The organism is Bacillus sp. D48C (genome assembly GCF_053345735.1).
In genome coordinates this window covers 1-16893 of sequence record NZ_JBKFAQ010000020.1, presented here as the reverse complement: position 1 = coordinate 16893, position 16893 = coordinate 1, and the positions used below count along the sequence as shown (strand labels likewise).

Sequence of the window (16893 nt, the reverse complement as noted above, 5' to 3'; positions counted from 1 at the left end):
ATTTTCTTGCAGAAATAATTTTATACACTCATACCTATTCTTGACTTTTCTTTACTTCAAGTACTTGTTTTACAGCATTTCTTACTAGATTTTGTTTTGGTGCAGGTAATGCGGCAACTTTTTCTTCGATTAACATATTTATAACTTCATAAATTTTCATATCTTCAATTGTAGCAAGTGTTGAAATTGCTGTATGTGTTTCTAATGATACACGGAAAGATTTCGGCAACTCTTTCGTAGTAAGTTTTCTCTTAGGCTTTTCAAAAAGCTTGTCTTCTTCTGGGGAAGTTCGGTCTTGCTTTTCCTTTTCCATGTCAGTATGGTCGCTTTGAATAGTTAAATCTAAACTTTCGGCAATAGGCGTCAAAGTCACTACAAAAGAATTACTCTTATTTTCCACAGGTACCACTCCTATTTAGTTTTTTATCTTAAACTGATAAAGCTATTTTGCTTGTTATATAGAGGGGGAGGACGGAAATATAGAAATATCCCTTTATAGAAATAGGGATATTTCTATATTTTTTTAAATCTCTGTTAAGAGTTTGAATTTCCTTTTCTGCTCAGGTGTTAGTTCGTTTTCTACATATCTATCTATAAGCAAGTCGATGATTTCATAAGCGAATTTTGTGTTTGTAAGTTTCATTAATACTTCTAGTTCTTCTTTTGATTGATTAGAAATTTTAATGCTGCCTTGCTGATTTTTAAATTTCTTTTTTGATTCAGTTTTTTCGTTTCTTTTTTCTTTTCGAGTTACTTGTTTTTCTTCAGTCTTAGATTGAGAAGGAGTAGCTAGAACCTCGTTTTTTTCCACTACAGCTTGTCCTTGCTCTGGTACATAAGGCTCAGTAGGTTCAAAGTTACTTTTCTTTCTACCTAGTAAACCAGGAGTTCTCGTCATTTTACACACCAACCTTCATTTTTTCGAACATGTCGATACGAGATAATAACTCATCACTAATTGTTTCGTATAGTTCAATTACATTCATATCATGTCTGTCTTTTTCAGTAATACCATTCACATCAAATCGTTTAATACGTTCCATTTGCGGGACAATGTTTTTGAATAGGTTTTCTTCACCGAAAATTTCACGAGCGTTTTCCATGATATATTCGTCAACCTTACCGTTGTTTTTTAACAGGACAGGAAGAACACCAACTACTTCAATATCAAGATCATATTGCTCTTTTAGTTTAATAAGTTCATTAACATAATTCTCAGCACCAGTTAGAGAACGTTCTTGAGTTTGCAAAGCAATTAGAACATAATCAGAAGCAACAACGGCGTTCTTTGTAACTTCTAGTGACATTGGGGGCACATCGATAAATATGTAGTCATATTTATGCTTTATCTTTTCAAGCAATCCCTTAAAGTAATGATCTTCTTCAGCTTCCGAAGAGCAATTTTTATAAAGGAATTTCGCGAAATCCTGAAAATCAACATAAGAAGGAAGTAAATGTAAGTTATCCATAATTTCCACTTCTAGGCCATCTAAGTTCCCCTCTTGTATACCTTTCATTAATGTTTTTTCAACAGTAACAATTTCATCAGGGTTAAGGATTGATTTTGTTAACATTAAGGACTTTGTTGCGTTACTTTGTGGATCAAGGTCAACAAGTAATGTACGTTTGCCTTTTTTAGCAAATTCATAAGAGTTCAATACAGCATTAGTGGTCTTACCGACGCCACCTTTGTAATTACCTACCGTAATTGTAATAGCCATTTTTAACACTCCAGTTATATTATTTAAAATTTCCCTATATCCCTTTATAGAAATAGGGAAAAATAGAAATAGGGAATTAGGGATATTTCTAACTATAGAAATAGGGATATTTCTATATCTTTAAAGAAATTATAACAATGAAGTACGGTATATGCAATAGAATCATAGAGTTAGTAATTAATAACAAAAACGTTGGTATCAAAAGGTTCTTCTGATGTATGAAGTAGAAAGAGTTAAGAAATAAATATGTAATTTCATAGAGAAGTTAGTAGATAAAAAAATAATGAAAATAGGGAAATATAGATATAGGGAAAAGGGGAAATATCCCTATATCTATAAGTGGAAATAGGGAAATAGGGAAATAGGGATATTATTCGGAAAGTGCGCGAATTCGCTGTTTACAAAGGATAATGCTTGTTGTAACGTAATAAACAACAAGCAACATTCTACAAAACTAAACATAGTTTGATATTTTACATAAACGAAGAACGATACAACAATTGAATATGAACACAAAACAAAAAGCCACTCCCATATGCTATTGGCGCCAACCATTAGCGGGAATGACTTATCTAGCTAGTGTACCACCACTTGGCTAGAAACGAACTGTATTCAACCACAGTGTTAACGTTTAAGTAGTGCACCAACACTATCCTTAAACAACTATGCCTTTTCACGAGGCTTCTTTGATATACCCATTTTATCTATTGTTTGACTAAAATTCAACTAGTAAATGCTAGAATTGTATTTTTTGCAGTCAAAAGATATATAGCGGGCATCTCTAAACCTAGAAGTCTTGTGGATCTACAGGCCATTTAGGAATTGGGATGCCTTTTTGTTTTTTGTTCGCGTGGAATTGCCTGATACCACGTAAATAAAAACTGATAAGCCGTAATTCCGTGCTGCTATACATATAGGAGGAACGTATTACGTGCGTGGCTAGCTGTTGGTCGTGCAGGGGGTACAGAGTATACGCCTACAAAAACAGCACCCCTCATTGGAATCCTGTTCTTCTGGTGAGGGAGGGCGAGAACTTGCCCAGGGACGAATCCCTAAAAGGTTCGGGTGGTTATCGTTAGCATCAAGGTGCTAGGGAGTACATTCAGTTTGTCGTGTAGGGACGATATTACAAGGACAAGCCATAGTAAAAGGATGTATGCGGTGAAAATCGCTGAGTGAACAGGGTCTATACATACGGATACCTTATAAGTGCCCGCATGGCGAAAACAAGACGCTTATCCATCTATTTTGATCGATTACTTTTTTGTAGTCTTTCAAAGTAGGGGATAAATCTGCCTTCCAGCCGTATTCCATAATCGCTCCCACATGATAAAAACCATCAAGACCTTCAGTCAAGTTTAATTACGAAGAAAAGTAGAAATATATGAGATTGTTTAAGATCTGGGGGAATTACTTACTAAGATAGAGGAATAAATAAAGGATTTACTACTTACTTGGTTAGAGCATAAGGGAATGGATGGTAGAATAGGTCTTATTGCTGAATTTGATTTAATACAACATGTATAGTACGTGAAATTATTGGATAATATAATATTATATCTTTAATATGTGTTTTAATGTTATGGGATATGTTGGTTTATTATAAGGTAGTAAATATATTTTAGTATAAGGTGGGGGAATTATGGCAGAAAAAAATAGACAACATTATGTTCCGCAATTTTATTTAAGGAATTTTTCGAATACAGGTAAAGCTATTGGTACTTTTCATATCGCTAGGTCTAAGTATATTCCAAATGCTTCAATAAAAGATATGTGTCAAAAGCATAACTTTTATGGTTCAGATAATGAAATTGAAAATTTTTTAGATAAAGAGATTGAGCGAAAAGCTGCGATTATATTAAAAGGGATATTGGAAACTGATACTTTTCCTAGAAAATCTACAGAAGAATATAGACATTTAATTAGATTTTTACTTGTCAGTGAAGGCAGAAATTTAAAATTTGCAGATTCACATAATAATATTGTTGATTTTATTATGAAATCTATACTGAAGGAAACAACAGAATTTAAAGATAAAAATTTGGATGATATTAAAATTGGATTGAAACAATCGCCTGTATTAGGTATACAGTATTCGTTAGATATGGTTCCTTTTTTAATGGATTTAAAACCACTTTTAATTGTAGAGAAAACAGGAGCAAGAAAGTTTATAACATCGGATAATCCTTTAGTTAGGTATAATCCATTTTATATAAATAAACGTTATGAATGTGGTTTTGGCTATCCAAATAGAGGTATACAATTGTTTTTTCCTATTTCTCCTGAAAAATGTATTTTGTTATACGATCAGTATGCGTATGATATTCCAGAGGAGAATAATGGAGTTTTGATATTAAAGAAGGCTAGAGATGTAGATAAGTTAAATGAGCTATTTTATTTAAATGCTTATAATAATATATTTTTCAATCAAATTACAAAAAGGAATTTGATTGATAGAATTCACACTGAAAATAAGAGTGAACCAAAAACTAAAGAATTAGAAAGAGAAATTTCTACTCTTAAATCTACTGATTCAAATAATGAATTAATGCTAATTAGTAAAAATAGTGTGAGAAAAGATATTAATTTTGCATGGATGAAGATTTCTGAGTATGCAAATAGTTTAGAAATCCCATCTCATATGGGTGGAATTCACAGAATGGAATCTAGATTTATTAGGGATAATTTAAAACGAAGACAGCAAGAATATAAGGATTTTAAACTGTCTTTTGACAATTTAATTTAAGGAATTCAAAACTGTTCTATCTTTTAATCGATAAACTCCTTAGTATATGAATGCTTAGGAGTTTTTTTATAATAAATAAAGAAAAGACACCCTAAGGTGCCTTCCTCCGACTTGAACCATCTTAATTTTAATAATATGTATTGGACGCCAATCCAAATATTATTTTACCACGTTAAGTTGTTTTGTACATTGAGAAATGTTATTAAAATCTATATTTTGTAAATAAAGATTCAGAGTTATAATATTTGAGTAATACATTATATAATTATAGGGGTGGAGAGCTTGGATAGAACTTTTGAGTTTAAAGGGGCAGGGAAAACAGTAGTAAGAATAGAGGGTAACTTCATTCGACTGAAGCGAAGAGGAGCCTTGAACTTTTTAAATCATGGATTAGATGGCGAAAAAACAATTGATATTAACAACATGACTGGTATCCAAATTAAAAAAGCCAATTTCTTCACAAATGGTTACATACAATTTATTTTCATGGGTAGTCAAGAAAGTAAAAAAGGAGTTATGGCTGCAGCTGCAGATGAAAACACAGTTATGTTTACAAAAAAAGAAGAAAAAATGGCTGTAGAAATTAAAGAGTATATCGAGAGTATCTTAGCTAATAAAAGTAAACCTCAAGTTTCTGCATCAGTAAGTGGGGCGGATGAAATATTGAAGTATAAAGAGTTGTTAGATCAAGGAGTTATTTCTGAAGAAGAGTTCCAAGCGAAGAAAAAGCAATTATTAGGAATTTAAAAAAGCACTCATATGAGTGCTTTCTTTATTTTAAACCGAATTGAGATTTATTTTGTAATTTACCTTCTTGGAACATGAAGTTCGCATTAGCGCCAAATCCTTTTTCTCCATCCCATTTATACATAATTGTATGGAATTGATCGCCGGCTTGACCTGTTTCAGATAAAACTTCCCCGTCACTACCAATAATAGCTTTAACTTCGTCATAACTCATTCCGTTTTGAATTTGATCGAACTCAGCTTTGCTAATTCCAGGTTTGTTCTTCGGAGCTTCTTCTTTCTTAGGCTCCTCCTTTTTAGGTTCTTCCTTTTTTACTTCTTCTTTTTTAGGCTCTTCTTTAGCAGCAGGAGTTTGTGTTTCTTGTTTTGGTTCAGTAGAAGCCTTTTCTTTCTTGTCGTCGTCTCCTCCGCTTAATGCCGCTCCAATAGCACCAAGTACGATTAAAGCAATGATTCCTAAACACCCAAACTTAAAAATTTTCCCCATTATGTAGTCCCCCAATGATAAAATGTAAGATTTTCGTGTTTATCATAACAGAAACAGTTACAACTATTATGTCATATTTTGTCGAAGAAAAATAAAAAACAGGACTAAATAGTCCTGTTGGTAGGATTGGTAAAATTATGTAAAATTTTACCTCTTTCCTTTGGAAAAGATTTCTTTTATGATGAAATCAAATCACAATATTTCATTATTCTCACCTAAGAACTTTACATAATGATCAAGTTGCTTACAGAAGTTCTCTCTTTGGCTTTCAGATAACGCCCCATACGTTTTTTGAACACCAATCAGAGTATTATGTAGCCTTTCATCATCAGTAGCGTCAGTGCGACCAGTAAGCGCATCTAGCGATACATTAAAGAAGGAGGCGAGACGAAACAAAGTTGTAAGATCTGGTTCAGAAAAACCATTTTCATAGTTGTTAATTTGACTACGACTAAGGTTTAGCTCATGAGCCAAATCAGCTTGTCTAAGCGAACGACTTTTCCTAAGATTTTTTAAAGTTTCACCTAAAGTTTTCATACTATTAGTATAGTTATAGACATATCGATATACTATAAATGATAGATATATTGTCTAATGTAGTATAATGATAGAAAAATAATCATAATCCCAAAATAAAATAGAACAAAAGTTCGATTTTGTGGTAAAATATGCATGTGAGGTCTTTATTACATTACATGCATAATTGCATATTTTATTTTCATGTCAGCTGATAAACGTTGGTATATAACGGTTTTACAACTTTCTCAACAATTATCAGATAACTGCATGACTGAAATTTGCCAAAAATGTGATATTATGAAAATAATAAAATAAACGGACGTAAAAAAGACTCACAGCGTGTATAAGTAGTGTTAGCGCACTCTTATACCGCTTTCCCTACCTCAGCTAGGGAAAACACTTACTGCAAGTCTTACATAAATTATAACACATCTTTTGAATGTAGTGACGCGTTTTCCTCTAAATGTAACAAAATGGGTATAACGTGTCTTTTTGTTCCGACAAGGGGGACAACATCTTGCAAGAATTATTAAATAGTCTTAAAGGGGATTTGTGTTTAGCTGGAATTACGAATGGTAAATTAGCTACATGTTGGGGTATATCTCCTAGTGGCGTATCTGATGTATTTAAAGGGAGAAGACAAATGCGCTTCTCATACTTGTCTGCATCATTAGCTTTGTTGAATAAAGGAACAAAAACAGAGAGAGAATTTATTTCTAGATACGCAAAAGTAGCGAAACCTAAAAACAGAAGAGAAATCATGGAGTATTTATCTTTGCGCGGTGATTTCGATTCATTAAAAGTAATCGTAGATCAAGAGAAAGAATCAAAAACTGCTGTAAATAGAGAATGGTCTAACGTCTATGATTTAATCCATAAAAGATTTACTGAAAAAGTTGAACTACTTGAATTTTATAATTTGATGCGAGAAAAAAATAAAAAGACAAGTTGTTTAGAAATGAAAATTCTAATCGATTTGTTGTTATGCCAATTGCTATACCAAACAGGTAACCATAATTTAATTTCTGACAAGATGGATGAAATCCAGAACAATATTAAAGAAATATCAAATGAATTTATAGAAAAGACATTTGACTTACGCTTAAAAGAAGCAGAAGCGGTTCTCTTATTGAGAAATGGCAATATTGTTGAAGCACGAAAGAAATGCAATGAAATGTTAAGTGTATGTCAACTCAATCCGTATTACTTATTACCTGAAGCTATAGCCTATTTCAAGTTAGGGGAATCATATATTTTTGAGGATTATGAGAAATCAAAAAAATATTTAATTAAGGCATATGAGGTATTAAGCGATTTAGATTATGTTGGCGTTGAAGAGAAAAAGAAAATGTTCCAGTATACTTTATCTTTTTTGAAGATATATCATTCAAAAGATTTGGATACATTAACTGAAATTCATACAGCTGAAATGGCATTCTTGAAGATAAGACAAGGTTTTAAAAAAGAGGCAGAACAAATGCTAATAAATCTTAAAACTGAAACCGGATCATTAAGCGCTATACAAACTGTCTACCTAGCAATGGCACAAGATAATGAACGTTTGATGAAAGAAGCTCATGAAAAATTATTACGAAAAGGCGATATATTTTACTCGCAAATAACAAAAATATACTTGGGCTTATCTTGAAAAAATGGTATAATTATCTTTAAAGGTAGGTGAATCAAACTTGAAAAAACTTTTAGCAATTATACCTATGTTAGCTGTATTAGGAGGATTTTTATTAAACTCTTCTAATGTGCCGAATGAGCAAACAAAACAAACGGCAGCTGAAGCTAAACAACCTATAGTTTTATATTCTCAGGATCCAGGTGGCTGGTAAGGCTTTGGATATTTAATATACGATATAAAGAATGCGATCATCCTTCAGGGGTGGTCGCATTCGTGGTTTCTGGAGATTTTCTGTTTTTTTTAGATTATATAAAAACAGAATTAATTCCAAAAAAATACAATTATTTGGGGATGTAGGGGGAATTAGAAATGACAAAAGAGAAATTAGCAAGAGAATTAATGGTTAAATGGCTTTTAGAAAACAAGGGAACTAATCCAGGAGAGGTTTTAGAAGAAATCACTTCTCATACATATACAGAAGAGAAATTAAAAGAAGCTAACTGAGTAGTTAGCTTCTTTTATGATGTATATTATTTTTGATTTTTCGTGAAGTTTACATACATTGCTGCTTGTTTCCATGCATTTTCTTGCTCTTCTTTAGGTAAATCAGCCACTAATTCCATAAATCTTCTAGCCATTTCATCAGCTGTTTTATCTTGTTCTTCAGTTAAGCGTGGATCTGATGATCTTCCTAATAAGTAATCCGTTGAAACACAAAACAGATCCGCAATAGAGTTCAATACAGTCATACTAGGTTCAATTCGGTTATTTTCTAAATGTGAGTATGTTGCTCTTGATATGTTTAATAGGTTAGCTACATCACCTTGTGTACGCTTGCCCCTCAGTTGTTTTAGTTTTTCTCCAAAAGTCATTTTAAATTTTCCCCTCTCAGTAAATCCTTAATTACATTATAGATACAAATTTTATCACTTTAAACCCCTTTTCGTAAAAATGATAAAAAATTTATAAAATCTGTTGACGATAAAAAATTTATCATTTATACTGAAGTCAACAAAGAAACGCGAGTTGAAATGGAAGGTGGTTAAATGAATAACATCTTAAGAATTGAAAGAAAAAAGATGAAATTCACACAAAAGCAATTAGCTGAAAAGTTAGGTATATCAACGGTTTATGTTCGTAAAATTGAGAGCGGATATATACCGAGGCCAGATATAATGGTTAAGTATCAGGATGTTTTTAGTGTAAGTGTTAAAGAACTTTTCCCTGATTATTTTTCGGCATTTGATGATAAAAAATTTATCATTTAAATGGAGGAGGAAAGCAAATGAATCAATTACAAGTTTTCAATAACGAAGAGTTCGGACAGGTTCGAACGGTAGTGCAAGGTGAAGATGCTTGGTTTGTAGCAAAAGATGTATCTGACATTTTAGGTTTTAGCGAAGCAAGCTCAATGACAAGAACATTAGATGAAGATGAAAAGGGTCTGCATAATATACAGACCGTTCAAGGAGTACAAAAATTAACGGTTATCAATGAATCTGGACTATATTCTTCAATCTTACGATCACGCAAACCACAAGCGAAAGCGTTCAAAAAATGGGTAACAAGTGAAGTGCTTCCTTCTATTAGAAAACATGGAGCATACATGACACCGAACACAATTAATGCTCTACTTCAAGATCCAGACTTAATTATCGGTCTTGCATCACAACTTAAGCAAGAACAACAAGCGAGACAGGTTGCAGAGCAAAAGAATCTTATGTTAACACAACAAATTGCAGAAAACGCATCAAAGATTACATATCTAGATCAAATTCTTCAATCACAAGATACAGTAACGGTTTCACAGATTGCAGCTGACTATGGTTTATCAGCAATGAGGCTAAATAAAATCCTGAATGATGAAAAAGTACAGTACAAAGTAAATAATCAATGGTTACTTTATTCCAAACACCAAAACAAAGGTTACACAAAATCGAAAACAGTTGATGTAGTGCATACAGATGGAAGCAGATCAGTAAAAATGAATACTCGTTGGAAGCAAAAAGGAAGAATCTTCATCCATGAACTTCTAAAGAAACGCGGAATCATTCCAGAAATGGATAGGGAGGCGGTTTAAATGATGGAAGAAAGCACATTATCACTGTTAATCGTATCAGCAGCAATAAGTTTATCAGTATACCTGGTACACCGAATAGATGTTGTAGCAAAGAGAGCAGGATGGCTTGAAGATGACAAGTAGAGAGCAACGCGATAAGGAAGAGAAACAGAATATCATCAAAATGATACGCAGTTTAAGAGCTAGAGGGATACATAACAGCGCAGATAAGGTTGAGGAAATGCATAAAGAGTTTATCACTCTAGCTAAATAGGACAGGCTCTTGCTTGTCGGAATATCCAGGAATCTAATGTTGGTCCCCACCTTACCGAAAGGTTCCTGGATATTCCGATGCGTGAAAGCATCAAAATAAAATAAAAACCAGCCGATTACCCCTAATCGACTGGTTCAAGAAACGACGCAATATTTGTACCTCTATTATATCACAGTCAACAAGGAGTGAGAACCTATGTTAGATAAAAACCAATCAAAAGTCGTCCTTCCTTCATGGGTATGGGAGGGCGTAAAAAACGAAAGAGAAGTGAAAATGAAGGCGATTGAGTACATTACTCCTGATCGCTATCCAGGATACAAAATCATTGAGATTCAAGGCGATATAGCGTTATGCGAAAGAGAAAGCGTCTAATGAAGAAGGTGAACTGAATGAACAACAATGTGATGAAAATCGCAAGAATAAACTTACGTGGTAATACGATGGATCAAGGTTGGTTTAAACACCTTACTTTAGATAACGGTAAGCCGTACATGGTTGCTATTACTGTATTAAGTGAAATTTTTTATTGGTACAAACCAACTGAGATACGCGATGAGAAAACAAATGAAATTCGTTATAAACAAAAATTCAAGGCGGACAAGCTTCAGAAGAGTTATCAGCAGCTAGCGGATTCATTTGGCTTTACGAAACGACAAGTATTGGAAGCGTGTAAATACTTGTTAAAAAAGAAATTAATTACTATTGAATTTCGCACCATCATAGTTAACGGAACTAGGCTCAACAATGTTATGTATGTAGAACCTGTGGTAGAAAATATTCAAAAAATATCCATTTTATATCAGGACCCTATCACATTAGAAAGAGATACCCTCCCACATTATAACGAGGGAGGCTCCCACACTGAAAAGGGAGAGGCTCCCACACTGGAACGTGGGACAAATACAGAGATTACTACAGAAACTACTACAAAGATTACTACATTAAAAGATAATAAGTCTTCTGGCCAAAAAGAGCAGCCAAAAGACAACATCCCTTATGAAGATATCGTTTCTTATCTCAATGAAAAAGCAGGTAAATCTTTTAAACATAAAACAGCGAAAACTAGAACGTTAATAAAGGCTAGATTTAAAGACAGTTTTACTATAGATGATTTTAAACGAGTTATTGATATAAAAGCAGCACAATGGTTAAATGACTCGCACATGAGTCAGTACTTACGACCAGAAACGTTATTTGGTACAAAATTCGAAAGTTATTTAAATGAAAGAGGAGCGAAAAACAATGTCGGCAACAGCAATGCAACGAGTAGCCCAATCCCTGGATTTAAAGGTGAACTTCCATTCTGATACATGCATGAAACATTCTTATGGAACTGGTAACAAAAAAATCATTAAACCAATTCAGATGATCGAATTCGAAGGACAAGTTGTCTGCCCACGGTGTGTCGTTGAGGAAAACGACAGAGTGTTAAAAGAACAGGCGAACAATCATTACAAGAAAATTAAAAGAACTAAGAAATTCAACATGCTTGCAAAGCACAGCATCATTAGTAACGAAGAAATTCTCGAAGCTACACTTTCCAATTACAGAACGGAATGTAAAGAGACTAGAGCGAACAAAAAGATCGTAGAGGGCATTGTAGAGCGGCTGAAAAAAGGTGAGGTAAAAAACGTATTTATTGTAGGTGTGCAGGGTGCAGGTAAAAGTCATTTAGCTTATTCAATCCTAAGAGAATTAAGAGGATACTTCTATGAAATATCAGATGGCGAGAAAGATAACGACGAACTAACTTATTCAAAAATGAAAAGTTGCTTGTATGTAGAGATTGAACAATTAATGCGACTTATCAAGGATTCATTTAATAACAAAGATTCTAAGTATACGGAAGAGTATTGTGTAGATCTTCTGACAAGTGTCGATTTCCTGGTACTTGATGATTTAGGTGCAGAAAGCGGATCAATGAACAGAACGGATGAAGCTAGCAACTTTATCCAACGTGTACTTTATGCAGTAACGAACGGAAGACAAGGGAAAGTAACTATCACAACAACTAACTTATCAAGTGGAGATATATTCAAAAAATATGATAAGAAGTTAGGCAGCCGAATTTTAAATAAAGCTGAAGCAATTGTATTTAAGGAAACGTCAGATAAACGTATTGAGCATTTAGGATTCTAAGGGGGATATGAAAATGTTGTTTGATGATGTACAAGCTCCATCTAAACCATATTGCGATATATGCGGTGCCGCCATTGATAACATCGACATTCATGAAGTGTACATTGAAGAAAAAAATATTACAGCTTGCTCAATTTGTTACGGCGATCCTACCGTAAGAAGAATTGAAACGAAGACACTGTTTGATTTAATAAAAACAGTAGGTAAGCATTACGGGTACCGTAAGAGCATAAGGGAAGTGCACCAGTTAATTGAGGAAGAAAAAATCAGTATTGAAATTGATGTGTTAGAAAAAACGGAAGGGCAATTATTGCGACAGCCAACAGATAAAAAGATTGAATTTTCAGATAAAGAATTACTATACATCTTCAATAAATTACGTTTAAACATTGCTGGTCATAACAATATGGCTTTTGCAGTAGCTCAGATATCAGATCATGGACTGGAAGTTGTAATAAGAAAGGATGACGATTATGTGCGCGTGTAACGGAACTGGAGTAATTCAAAACGACATTGGAACGGGGATGTATCAGTTTGGGCCATGTATTTGCGAAGTAGCGAATCAGACGCCAGAAGAAGTGGATAAAAAGCGTCATACCGTTATAGCGAGGTTAATGGAAATCCATCGTATGCAGCAGGAAGAGAAAAAAGGCGATGTGGCATGAAGCAATTAACGTTAGAAGATGTCGTTGGAAGTTTTGATTATAAAGCTATTAATACGTCTGAAAAGTTCCTAAATCAAAATCAAGAACCGTTAAAAGGATCTGTTTTCGACAAGAAGAAAGCACATATTAAAAACAAACCAGGGAACAAAGGATTCACAAATGTTCGCGCTATGATTCCAAAGCAAGCTAAGAGCTCACAGGAGCTTTCAAGCAAAGAAAAGATAGATCATAAGTTTGATATGTTTATAGACTATGTCACGGCGATATGGCGCTATAACAGGGACATAAATAAAGATTTCAGTTGGGATGAGGCAGAAGCGCTCTTTAAAAAACATCGAGATCAAAAAAAGTCGATAGCAATGCGAATTCTTTTAGATGATGGATTTGAACCACAGTTTGTCACTAGATATTTGAAATGGGAGGGGAATGAAAATGTCAACGGCTTATGATGAGGTGATCATGTATGAACATTATGAAATCGCAGAGAAAAATGGAATCAGTAAGGAAAACGTATACCAACGTGTGAAACATTATGGATGGACAATAGAGCGTGCCATAAAAACGCCTATAGCTACTCAATGGTTAGGTAAGTACAAGGGATTCCACAAAATCGCATTAAAGAACGGAATTAGTTTGAACGTATTTTATGCAAGGATGCGAAAGGGATGGAAATTAGAAGATGCAGCTACTAAACTAACCGGAACTAACCGTAATTAGGAGGGCGTGATAATGAACTTCTTTATCTTGGACGAGCATTATAAAAAAGCTGAATTAAATGGGATTGACAGAAGAAGGTTGCAAGAACGGATATACCGTTATGACTGGGATATCGAAAGAGCGACAACACAACCAGTTGGCACAAAGAAAATGGACTTTGATAGAAAACACGGAGAGTGGATGCATATCGCCGAACAAAATGGCGTATCACGTTTTACATTCTATAGCCGATTAAAAAGAGGTTGGTCATATCATTTAGCAGCTACGAAGCCACCAGGAAAGCAAGGGAATCGCTACGATGAAAACGGAGAATTAAAAGAAATTGGTTAAGGGAGGGGAAAGGGATGACTTTAAATCGCTGGTTAACCGATGAGGAGCGCGCAAGAGCAAAAGCTAACGGAATAAGCAGACATACACTATACTATCGAATCTATAAAACAGATAAATGGGAGTTAGAGGAAGCGTTAACCGCTCCACCTGGAACGATTAGACATAATTACAAAGGAAGATATGAGAAATGGATTAGAAAAGCTCAAGAAAACGGAATAAACGCTAGTACTTTTTATAGCAGGATAAATGTTCTTGGATGGGGATATGAAGAAGCGGTTACAAGACCAATCAACGGAGCTAAAGCTGAGAGAAGGTGTTGGATAGATATCGCAAAACAGAACGGTATTGGTTACTCAACTTTTATATCGAGAGTAAATATTCATGGTTGGGATTTAGAAAAGGCGGCAACAAAACCAGTAAAAAATACAGGGAAACGTTGCTCAGTAAAAGATAAGGAGGAAATATCGTGAGGTATTACGGCCCTGTTATCACTGATGAAAATTACGAGAAAGCAGCTAATAATGGAATTAGCAAATTAAATGTATATCAACGCGTTAATAATTACGGATGGGAATTAGAACGCGCTATAACAGTTCCGGTTAGAAGGAGAAAAGGCGAAATTAAAGCTAGTATGGTTATGATCGCTGAACGTAATGGAATCAGTAGGATAACCTTTTGGAAAAGAGTTAAAGGTGGTATGGATCTGTATGAAGCGGCAACGAAACCGAAAGGGTATGCGGCACACTTGGAATTAGCAAGAAAAAACGGAATCAAGGACGTTACTTTTTACCAACGGGTTAAAAGAGGAATGGATCCTTACGAAGCGGCTACGAAGCCAGTAATGAATCGTAGAGAAGTACAGCAGATAAGTTAGGAGGCAACATGGAAAGGCAAGACGTTTTAATCAACAAATTAATCGATATTAACATATACAAGCTACCGGATGGGCGCGACTTATTTGAAGGGTCGATTGAAGAACTGACGGGGCTGTTAGAAAGGGATGGGGAAGATGAATAAAACATTTGAATACGGGTTCGGAGCGATTGCAGTAACAAAATCTAATATGATATCACGTGGAGAAAATATGGAGTCTCTGTGCTTGGTTGATATCACTGAATGTGTAAGTGACGATGAAATATCTACAATGGATCAGAAAGAAATTGGACAGTATATAGATTTTCTGCAAGAGGTACGTAATGAAATGATTGAGATTGATAAGAAGGAAGGTGAAAAGTAATGAAATCAAAAGAGAATGGGGTTTATGAAATCACTAAGTTAATTAGCGAAGCAAAGGGAGGTAAGTGATGAAAAAAGAAACCGCAATGCAGGTGCAAAGCGAACTTGAGGTAGTAGAGGATGAGATTCGCAAAATGGAATATCACTTGGTTGGATTGGATAACGAGAAGCGGAAGACGAAGCTTTCATTGGAAGTGTTGAAGAAACAGAAAGAGAAATTGAAAAGTTACTTATAAGGAGCGAAACGGAATGTTAAACATACAAAAGATTTTTGAAGCACAGGACAAGCTAGATCGTAAAGTTGTTGAGGTTCATGGGTTAGAAGGCAAAAACCTAACTGGCGATGTTACACACGCATTATTTACGGAGTTAGGTGAGTTAAGTAATGAGATTGGGTTCTTCAAGTATTGGAAGAAGAACAAAAAGAATGATAAGGCGCGTCAGTATGATGAATGGGCGGATTGCATGCACTTTATGGCTAGTTTGGGTAATAAGTACGGACATTTAGAAATTCTGCTGAACGAAGATTTACAGGCAGCTATTGCTGATGATATAAACAACACTCAATCACTCTCATATCATAGGTTGTTTGAAATAGTCTATACGGCAGATTTTAGTGTTCCGAGAGAGTACACAATTTCATTAGCTTCAATAGTAGTAATCGGATTGAAATTAGGCATGACATTTGAAGATATGGAAAAGTCGTACTTTGATAAGAACCAAGTTAACTATGATCGACTAGCGAGCGGATATTAAGACAAAATTTGAATTTTGTACAAAAATACACAGAGTGATAAGTACAGTTCTATAAATAAAAGCTCCACTCTCAAAAGGGTGAGAGTGGAGCCTATGGATGAAATTACTGAGTTCTTGGGATGGTGAACATCAGCACATAAATAATAGCATGAGTATTCGGAAAAAACATTGAATAAATGTTTCCGATTTTTCAAATTATAGTTAATTAATTTTTATTAAACAAAAGCGTTATTTGGTCGGAAATGGCAGGTAATTGACCAAATTACCTGCCATGTGCCTAAACAGTCCGGAGGGGTAAAACTCCGTTTTGAAAGAGTGTAGCTGACTCATAGATAGTATGTGTAATGTGGAAAAGATTATTCGTAAAGGGGAATGAAGATGGACGATATTAAGTTCCGAGCATGGGACAAAGTAATGGAGAAAATGTATGAAGTCGGATTTATAGACTTCGCTAAAGAAAGAGTGCAATTAGCACATATCGTTGATGGTATTTGTTATGCGGCGTACATCTCTCCTTTAAAAGATGTTGAGCTACTTCAATACACGGGAATTAAGGATGTAAAAGGTAAAGAAATTTACGAAGGGGACATTGTCTATCAAGAATTTCATGATCGTATGGAAGAAACAGATGGATTCTCAGGAGCAGTTAAGCAGATGGAAGGCGCTTGGTGGATTTGCAACGGGGTAGATCACGCTGAATTATTGTGGAGTGAATTAAATCTAAATCATGTAAAAGGTAATATCTATGAGAATTTAGAGCTATTAGAAAACTGGACAAAATAGTTATTTTGAGAAGATGGAAAATTAAAGTGTTTTATAAATTTTAGACTTATGTATAGAAAGAGTAATCATAAAAAGAATATTGCA

At 34.4% G+C, this 16893-nt stretch carries 30 protein-coding genes; 24 read left to right on the top strand and 6 right to left on the bottom strand.

The window, feature by feature from the left end; translation table 11 throughout:
* Window positions 1-34: 34 nt before the first annotated feature.
* The 3 genes from ACLBXA_RS28030 to ACLBXA_RS28020 form a co-directional block, all read right to left on the bottom strand.
* Window positions 35-358, bottom strand: coding sequence for a hypothetical protein (locus ACLBXA_RS28030; RefSeq protein ID WP_447617681.1), 324 nt, complete (start codon window positions 356-358; stop codon window positions 35-37).
* 165 nt (window positions 359-523) lie between these two features.
* Window positions 524-898: a hypothetical protein gene (locus ACLBXA_RS28025; protein WP_447617649.1), complete on the bottom strand. Its 375-nt coding sequence runs from the start codon at window positions 896-898 to the stop codon at window positions 524-526.
* 1 nt (window position 899) lies between these two features.
* A complete protein-coding gene (locus ACLBXA_RS28020) occupies window positions 900-1721 on the bottom strand; it encodes a ParA family protein (protein WP_447617648.1) in 822 nt (273 codons plus the stop codon).
* A 1642-nt stretch (window positions 1722-3363) separates the two neighbouring features.
* Between ACLBXA_RS28020 and ACLBXA_RS28015 the strand changes: the two genes are divergently transcribed.
* Window positions 3364-4467 (top strand): DUF4238 domain-containing protein, encoded by a 1104-nt coding sequence (locus ACLBXA_RS28015; protein ID WP_447617647.1) that lies wholly within the window; start codon window positions 3364-3366, stop codon window positions 4465-4467.
* Between the two features lie 282 nt (window positions 4468-4749).
* The gene (locus ACLBXA_RS28010) at window positions 4750-5214 is read left to right on the top strand and encodes an SHOCT domain-containing protein (RefSeq protein ID WP_098331237.1); all 465 of its coding nucleotides are present in this window, start codon (window positions 4750-4752) and stop codon (window positions 5212-5214) included.
* A 25-nt stretch (window positions 5215-5239) separates the two neighbouring features.
* On the opposite strand, the gene ACLBXA_RS28005 is transcribed toward ACLBXA_RS28010, so the two are convergent.
* Complete coding sequence (locus ACLBXA_RS28005) at window positions 5240-5701, bottom strand: DUF3862 domain-containing protein (RefSeq protein ID WP_447617646.1); 462 nt, start codon at window positions 5699-5701, stop codon at window positions 5240-5242.
* A 192-nt stretch (window positions 5702-5893) separates the two neighbouring features.
* Complete coding sequence (locus ACLBXA_RS28000) at window positions 5894-6238, bottom strand: helix-turn-helix domain-containing protein (RefSeq protein ID WP_047387689.1); 345 nt, start codon at window positions 6236-6238, stop codon at window positions 5894-5896.
* Window positions 6239-6737: 499 nt separating this feature from the next.
* Between ACLBXA_RS28000 and ACLBXA_RS27995 the strand changes: the two genes are divergently transcribed.
* The 3 genes from ACLBXA_RS27995 to ACLBXA_RS27985 all read left to right on the top strand — a co-directional run bounded on the left by ACLBXA_RS27995 (window position 6738) and on the right by ACLBXA_RS27985 (window position 8354).
* The gene (locus tag ACLBXA_RS27995) at window positions 6738-7868 is read left to right on the top strand and encodes an AimR family lysis-lysogeny pheromone receptor (protein ID WP_447617645.1); all 1131 of its coding nucleotides are present in this window, start codon (window positions 6738-6740) and stop codon (window positions 7866-7868) included.
* Window positions 7869-7908: 40 nt separating this feature from the next.
* A complete protein-coding gene (locus ACLBXA_RS27990) occupies window positions 7909-8061 on the top strand; it encodes a hypothetical protein (protein ID WP_447617644.1) in 153 nt (50 codons plus the stop codon).
* Between the two features lie 158 nt (window positions 8062-8219).
* Window positions 8220-8354 (top strand): hypothetical protein, encoded by a 135-nt coding sequence (locus ACLBXA_RS27985; protein ID WP_447617643.1) that lies wholly within the window; start codon window positions 8220-8222, stop codon window positions 8352-8354.
* 26 nt (window positions 8355-8380) lie between these two features.
* On the opposite strand, the gene ACLBXA_RS27980 is transcribed toward ACLBXA_RS27985, so the two are convergent.
* A complete protein-coding gene (locus ACLBXA_RS27980; protein ID WP_000142636.1) occupies window positions 8381-8722 on the bottom strand; it encodes a helix-turn-helix domain-containing protein in 342 nt (113 codons plus the stop codon).
* 174 nt (window positions 8723-8896) lie between these two features.
* Between ACLBXA_RS27980 and ACLBXA_RS27975 the strand changes: the two genes are divergently transcribed.
* From ACLBXA_RS27975 to ACLBXA_RS27885, 19 genes are all read left to right on the top strand, one after another.
* Window positions 8897-9118, top strand: coding sequence for a helix-turn-helix transcriptional regulator (locus tag ACLBXA_RS27975; RefSeq protein WP_447617642.1), 222 nt, complete (start codon window positions 8897-8899; stop codon window positions 9116-9118).
* A 17-nt stretch (window positions 9119-9135) separates the two neighbouring features.
* Window positions 9136-9930 carry a phage antirepressor KilAC domain-containing protein gene (locus tag ACLBXA_RS27970; RefSeq protein WP_447617641.1) on the top strand — a complete coding sequence of 265 codons (795 nt, stop codon included), beginning with the start codon at window positions 9136-9138 and terminating at the stop codon, window positions 9928-9930.
* Window positions 9931-10053 carry a hypothetical protein gene (locus tag ACLBXA_RS27965; protein WP_255259228.1) on the top strand — a complete coding sequence of 41 codons (123 nt, stop codon included), beginning with the start codon at window positions 9931-9933 and terminating at the stop codon, window positions 10051-10053.
* Window positions 10043-10183: a hypothetical protein gene (locus ACLBXA_RS27960; RefSeq protein WP_176518775.1), complete on the top strand. Its 141-nt coding sequence runs from the start codon at window positions 10043-10045 to the stop codon at window positions 10181-10183. Before ACLBXA_RS27965 ends, ACLBXA_RS27960 begins: the two co-directional genes overlap by 11 nt.
* A gap of 195 nt (window positions 10184-10378) precedes the next feature.
* Window positions 10379-10555, top strand: coding sequence for a hypothetical protein (locus ACLBXA_RS27955; RefSeq protein WP_176518776.1), 177 nt, complete (start codon window positions 10379-10381; stop codon window positions 10553-10555).
* A 17-nt stretch (window positions 10556-10572) separates the two neighbouring features.
* The gene (locus ACLBXA_RS27950; RefSeq protein WP_257132382.1) at window positions 10573-11490 is read left to right on the top strand and encodes a conserved phage C-terminal domain-containing protein; all 918 of its coding nucleotides are present in this window, start codon (window positions 10573-10575) and stop codon (window positions 11488-11490) included.
* Window positions 11441-12322, top strand: a complete 882-nt coding sequence (locus tag ACLBXA_RS27945) for an AAA family ATPase (RefSeq protein WP_098021144.1) — start codon at window positions 11441-11443, stop codon at window positions 12320-12322. Before ACLBXA_RS27950 ends, ACLBXA_RS27945 begins: the two co-directional genes overlap by 50 nt.
* 13 nt (window positions 12323-12335) lie before the next feature.
* On the top strand, window positions 12336-12809 hold the full coding sequence (locus ACLBXA_RS27940) for a hypothetical protein (protein WP_447617640.1): 474 nt from the start codon (window positions 12336-12338) through the stop codon (window positions 12807-12809).
* On the top strand, window positions 12796-12987 hold the full coding sequence (locus ACLBXA_RS27935) for a hypothetical protein (protein ID WP_146738596.1): 192 nt from the start codon (window positions 12796-12798) through the stop codon (window positions 12985-12987). Before ACLBXA_RS27940 ends, ACLBXA_RS27935 begins: the two co-directional genes overlap by 14 nt.
* Entirely contained in the window at window positions 12984-13436 is a 453-nt protein-coding gene (locus ACLBXA_RS27930; protein WP_447617639.1) for a cell division protein SepF, read from the top strand. The genes ACLBXA_RS27935 and ACLBXA_RS27930 overlap by 4 nt, the downstream gene beginning before the upstream one ends.
* A complete protein-coding gene (locus ACLBXA_RS27925; protein ID WP_447617638.1) occupies window positions 13420-13704 on the top strand; it encodes a hypothetical protein in 285 nt (94 codons plus the stop codon). The genes ACLBXA_RS27930 and ACLBXA_RS27925 overlap by 17 nt, the downstream gene beginning before the upstream one ends.
* A gap of 12 nt (window positions 13705-13716) precedes the next feature.
* Window positions 13717-14034, top strand: a complete 318-nt coding sequence (locus ACLBXA_RS27920; protein WP_447617637.1) for a hypothetical protein — start codon at window positions 13717-13719, stop codon at window positions 14032-14034.
* 14 nt (window positions 14035-14048) lie between these two features.
* Entirely contained in the window at window positions 14049-14504 is a 456-nt protein-coding gene (locus tag ACLBXA_RS27915) for a nucleoside permease (RefSeq protein WP_447617636.1), read from the top strand.
* Window positions 14501-14908 carry a hypothetical protein gene (locus ACLBXA_RS27910; protein ID WP_447617635.1) on the top strand — a complete coding sequence of 136 codons (408 nt, stop codon included), beginning with the start codon at window positions 14501-14503 and terminating at the stop codon, window positions 14906-14908. The genes ACLBXA_RS27915 and ACLBXA_RS27910 overlap by 4 nt, the downstream gene beginning before the upstream one ends.
* A gap of 8 nt (window positions 14909-14916) precedes the next feature.
* Window positions 14917-15051 carry a Fur-regulated basic protein FbpA gene (locus ACLBXA_RS27905; protein ID WP_447617634.1) on the top strand — a complete coding sequence of 45 codons (135 nt, stop codon included), beginning with the start codon at window positions 14917-14919 and terminating at the stop codon, window positions 15049-15051.
* Window positions 15044-15271, top strand: coding sequence for a hypothetical protein (locus ACLBXA_RS27900; protein ID WP_447617633.1), 228 nt, complete (start codon window positions 15044-15046; stop codon window positions 15269-15271). The genes ACLBXA_RS27905 and ACLBXA_RS27900 overlap by 8 nt, the downstream gene beginning before the upstream one ends.
* Before the next feature lie 67 nt (window positions 15272-15338).
* Window positions 15339-15506, top strand: coding sequence for a hypothetical protein (locus ACLBXA_RS27895; protein WP_447617632.1), 168 nt, complete (start codon window positions 15339-15341; stop codon window positions 15504-15506).
* A gap of 13 nt (window positions 15507-15519) precedes the next feature.
* Window positions 15520-16026, top strand: a complete 507-nt coding sequence (locus tag ACLBXA_RS27890; protein WP_098331248.1) for a dUTP diphosphatase — start codon at window positions 15520-15522, stop codon at window positions 16024-16026.
* Between the two features lie 378 nt (window positions 16027-16404).
* Window positions 16405-16809, top strand: a complete 405-nt coding sequence (locus ACLBXA_RS27885; RefSeq protein WP_447617631.1) for a YopX family protein — start codon at window positions 16405-16407, stop codon at window positions 16807-16809.
* Window positions 16810-16893 lie beyond the last annotated feature (84 nt).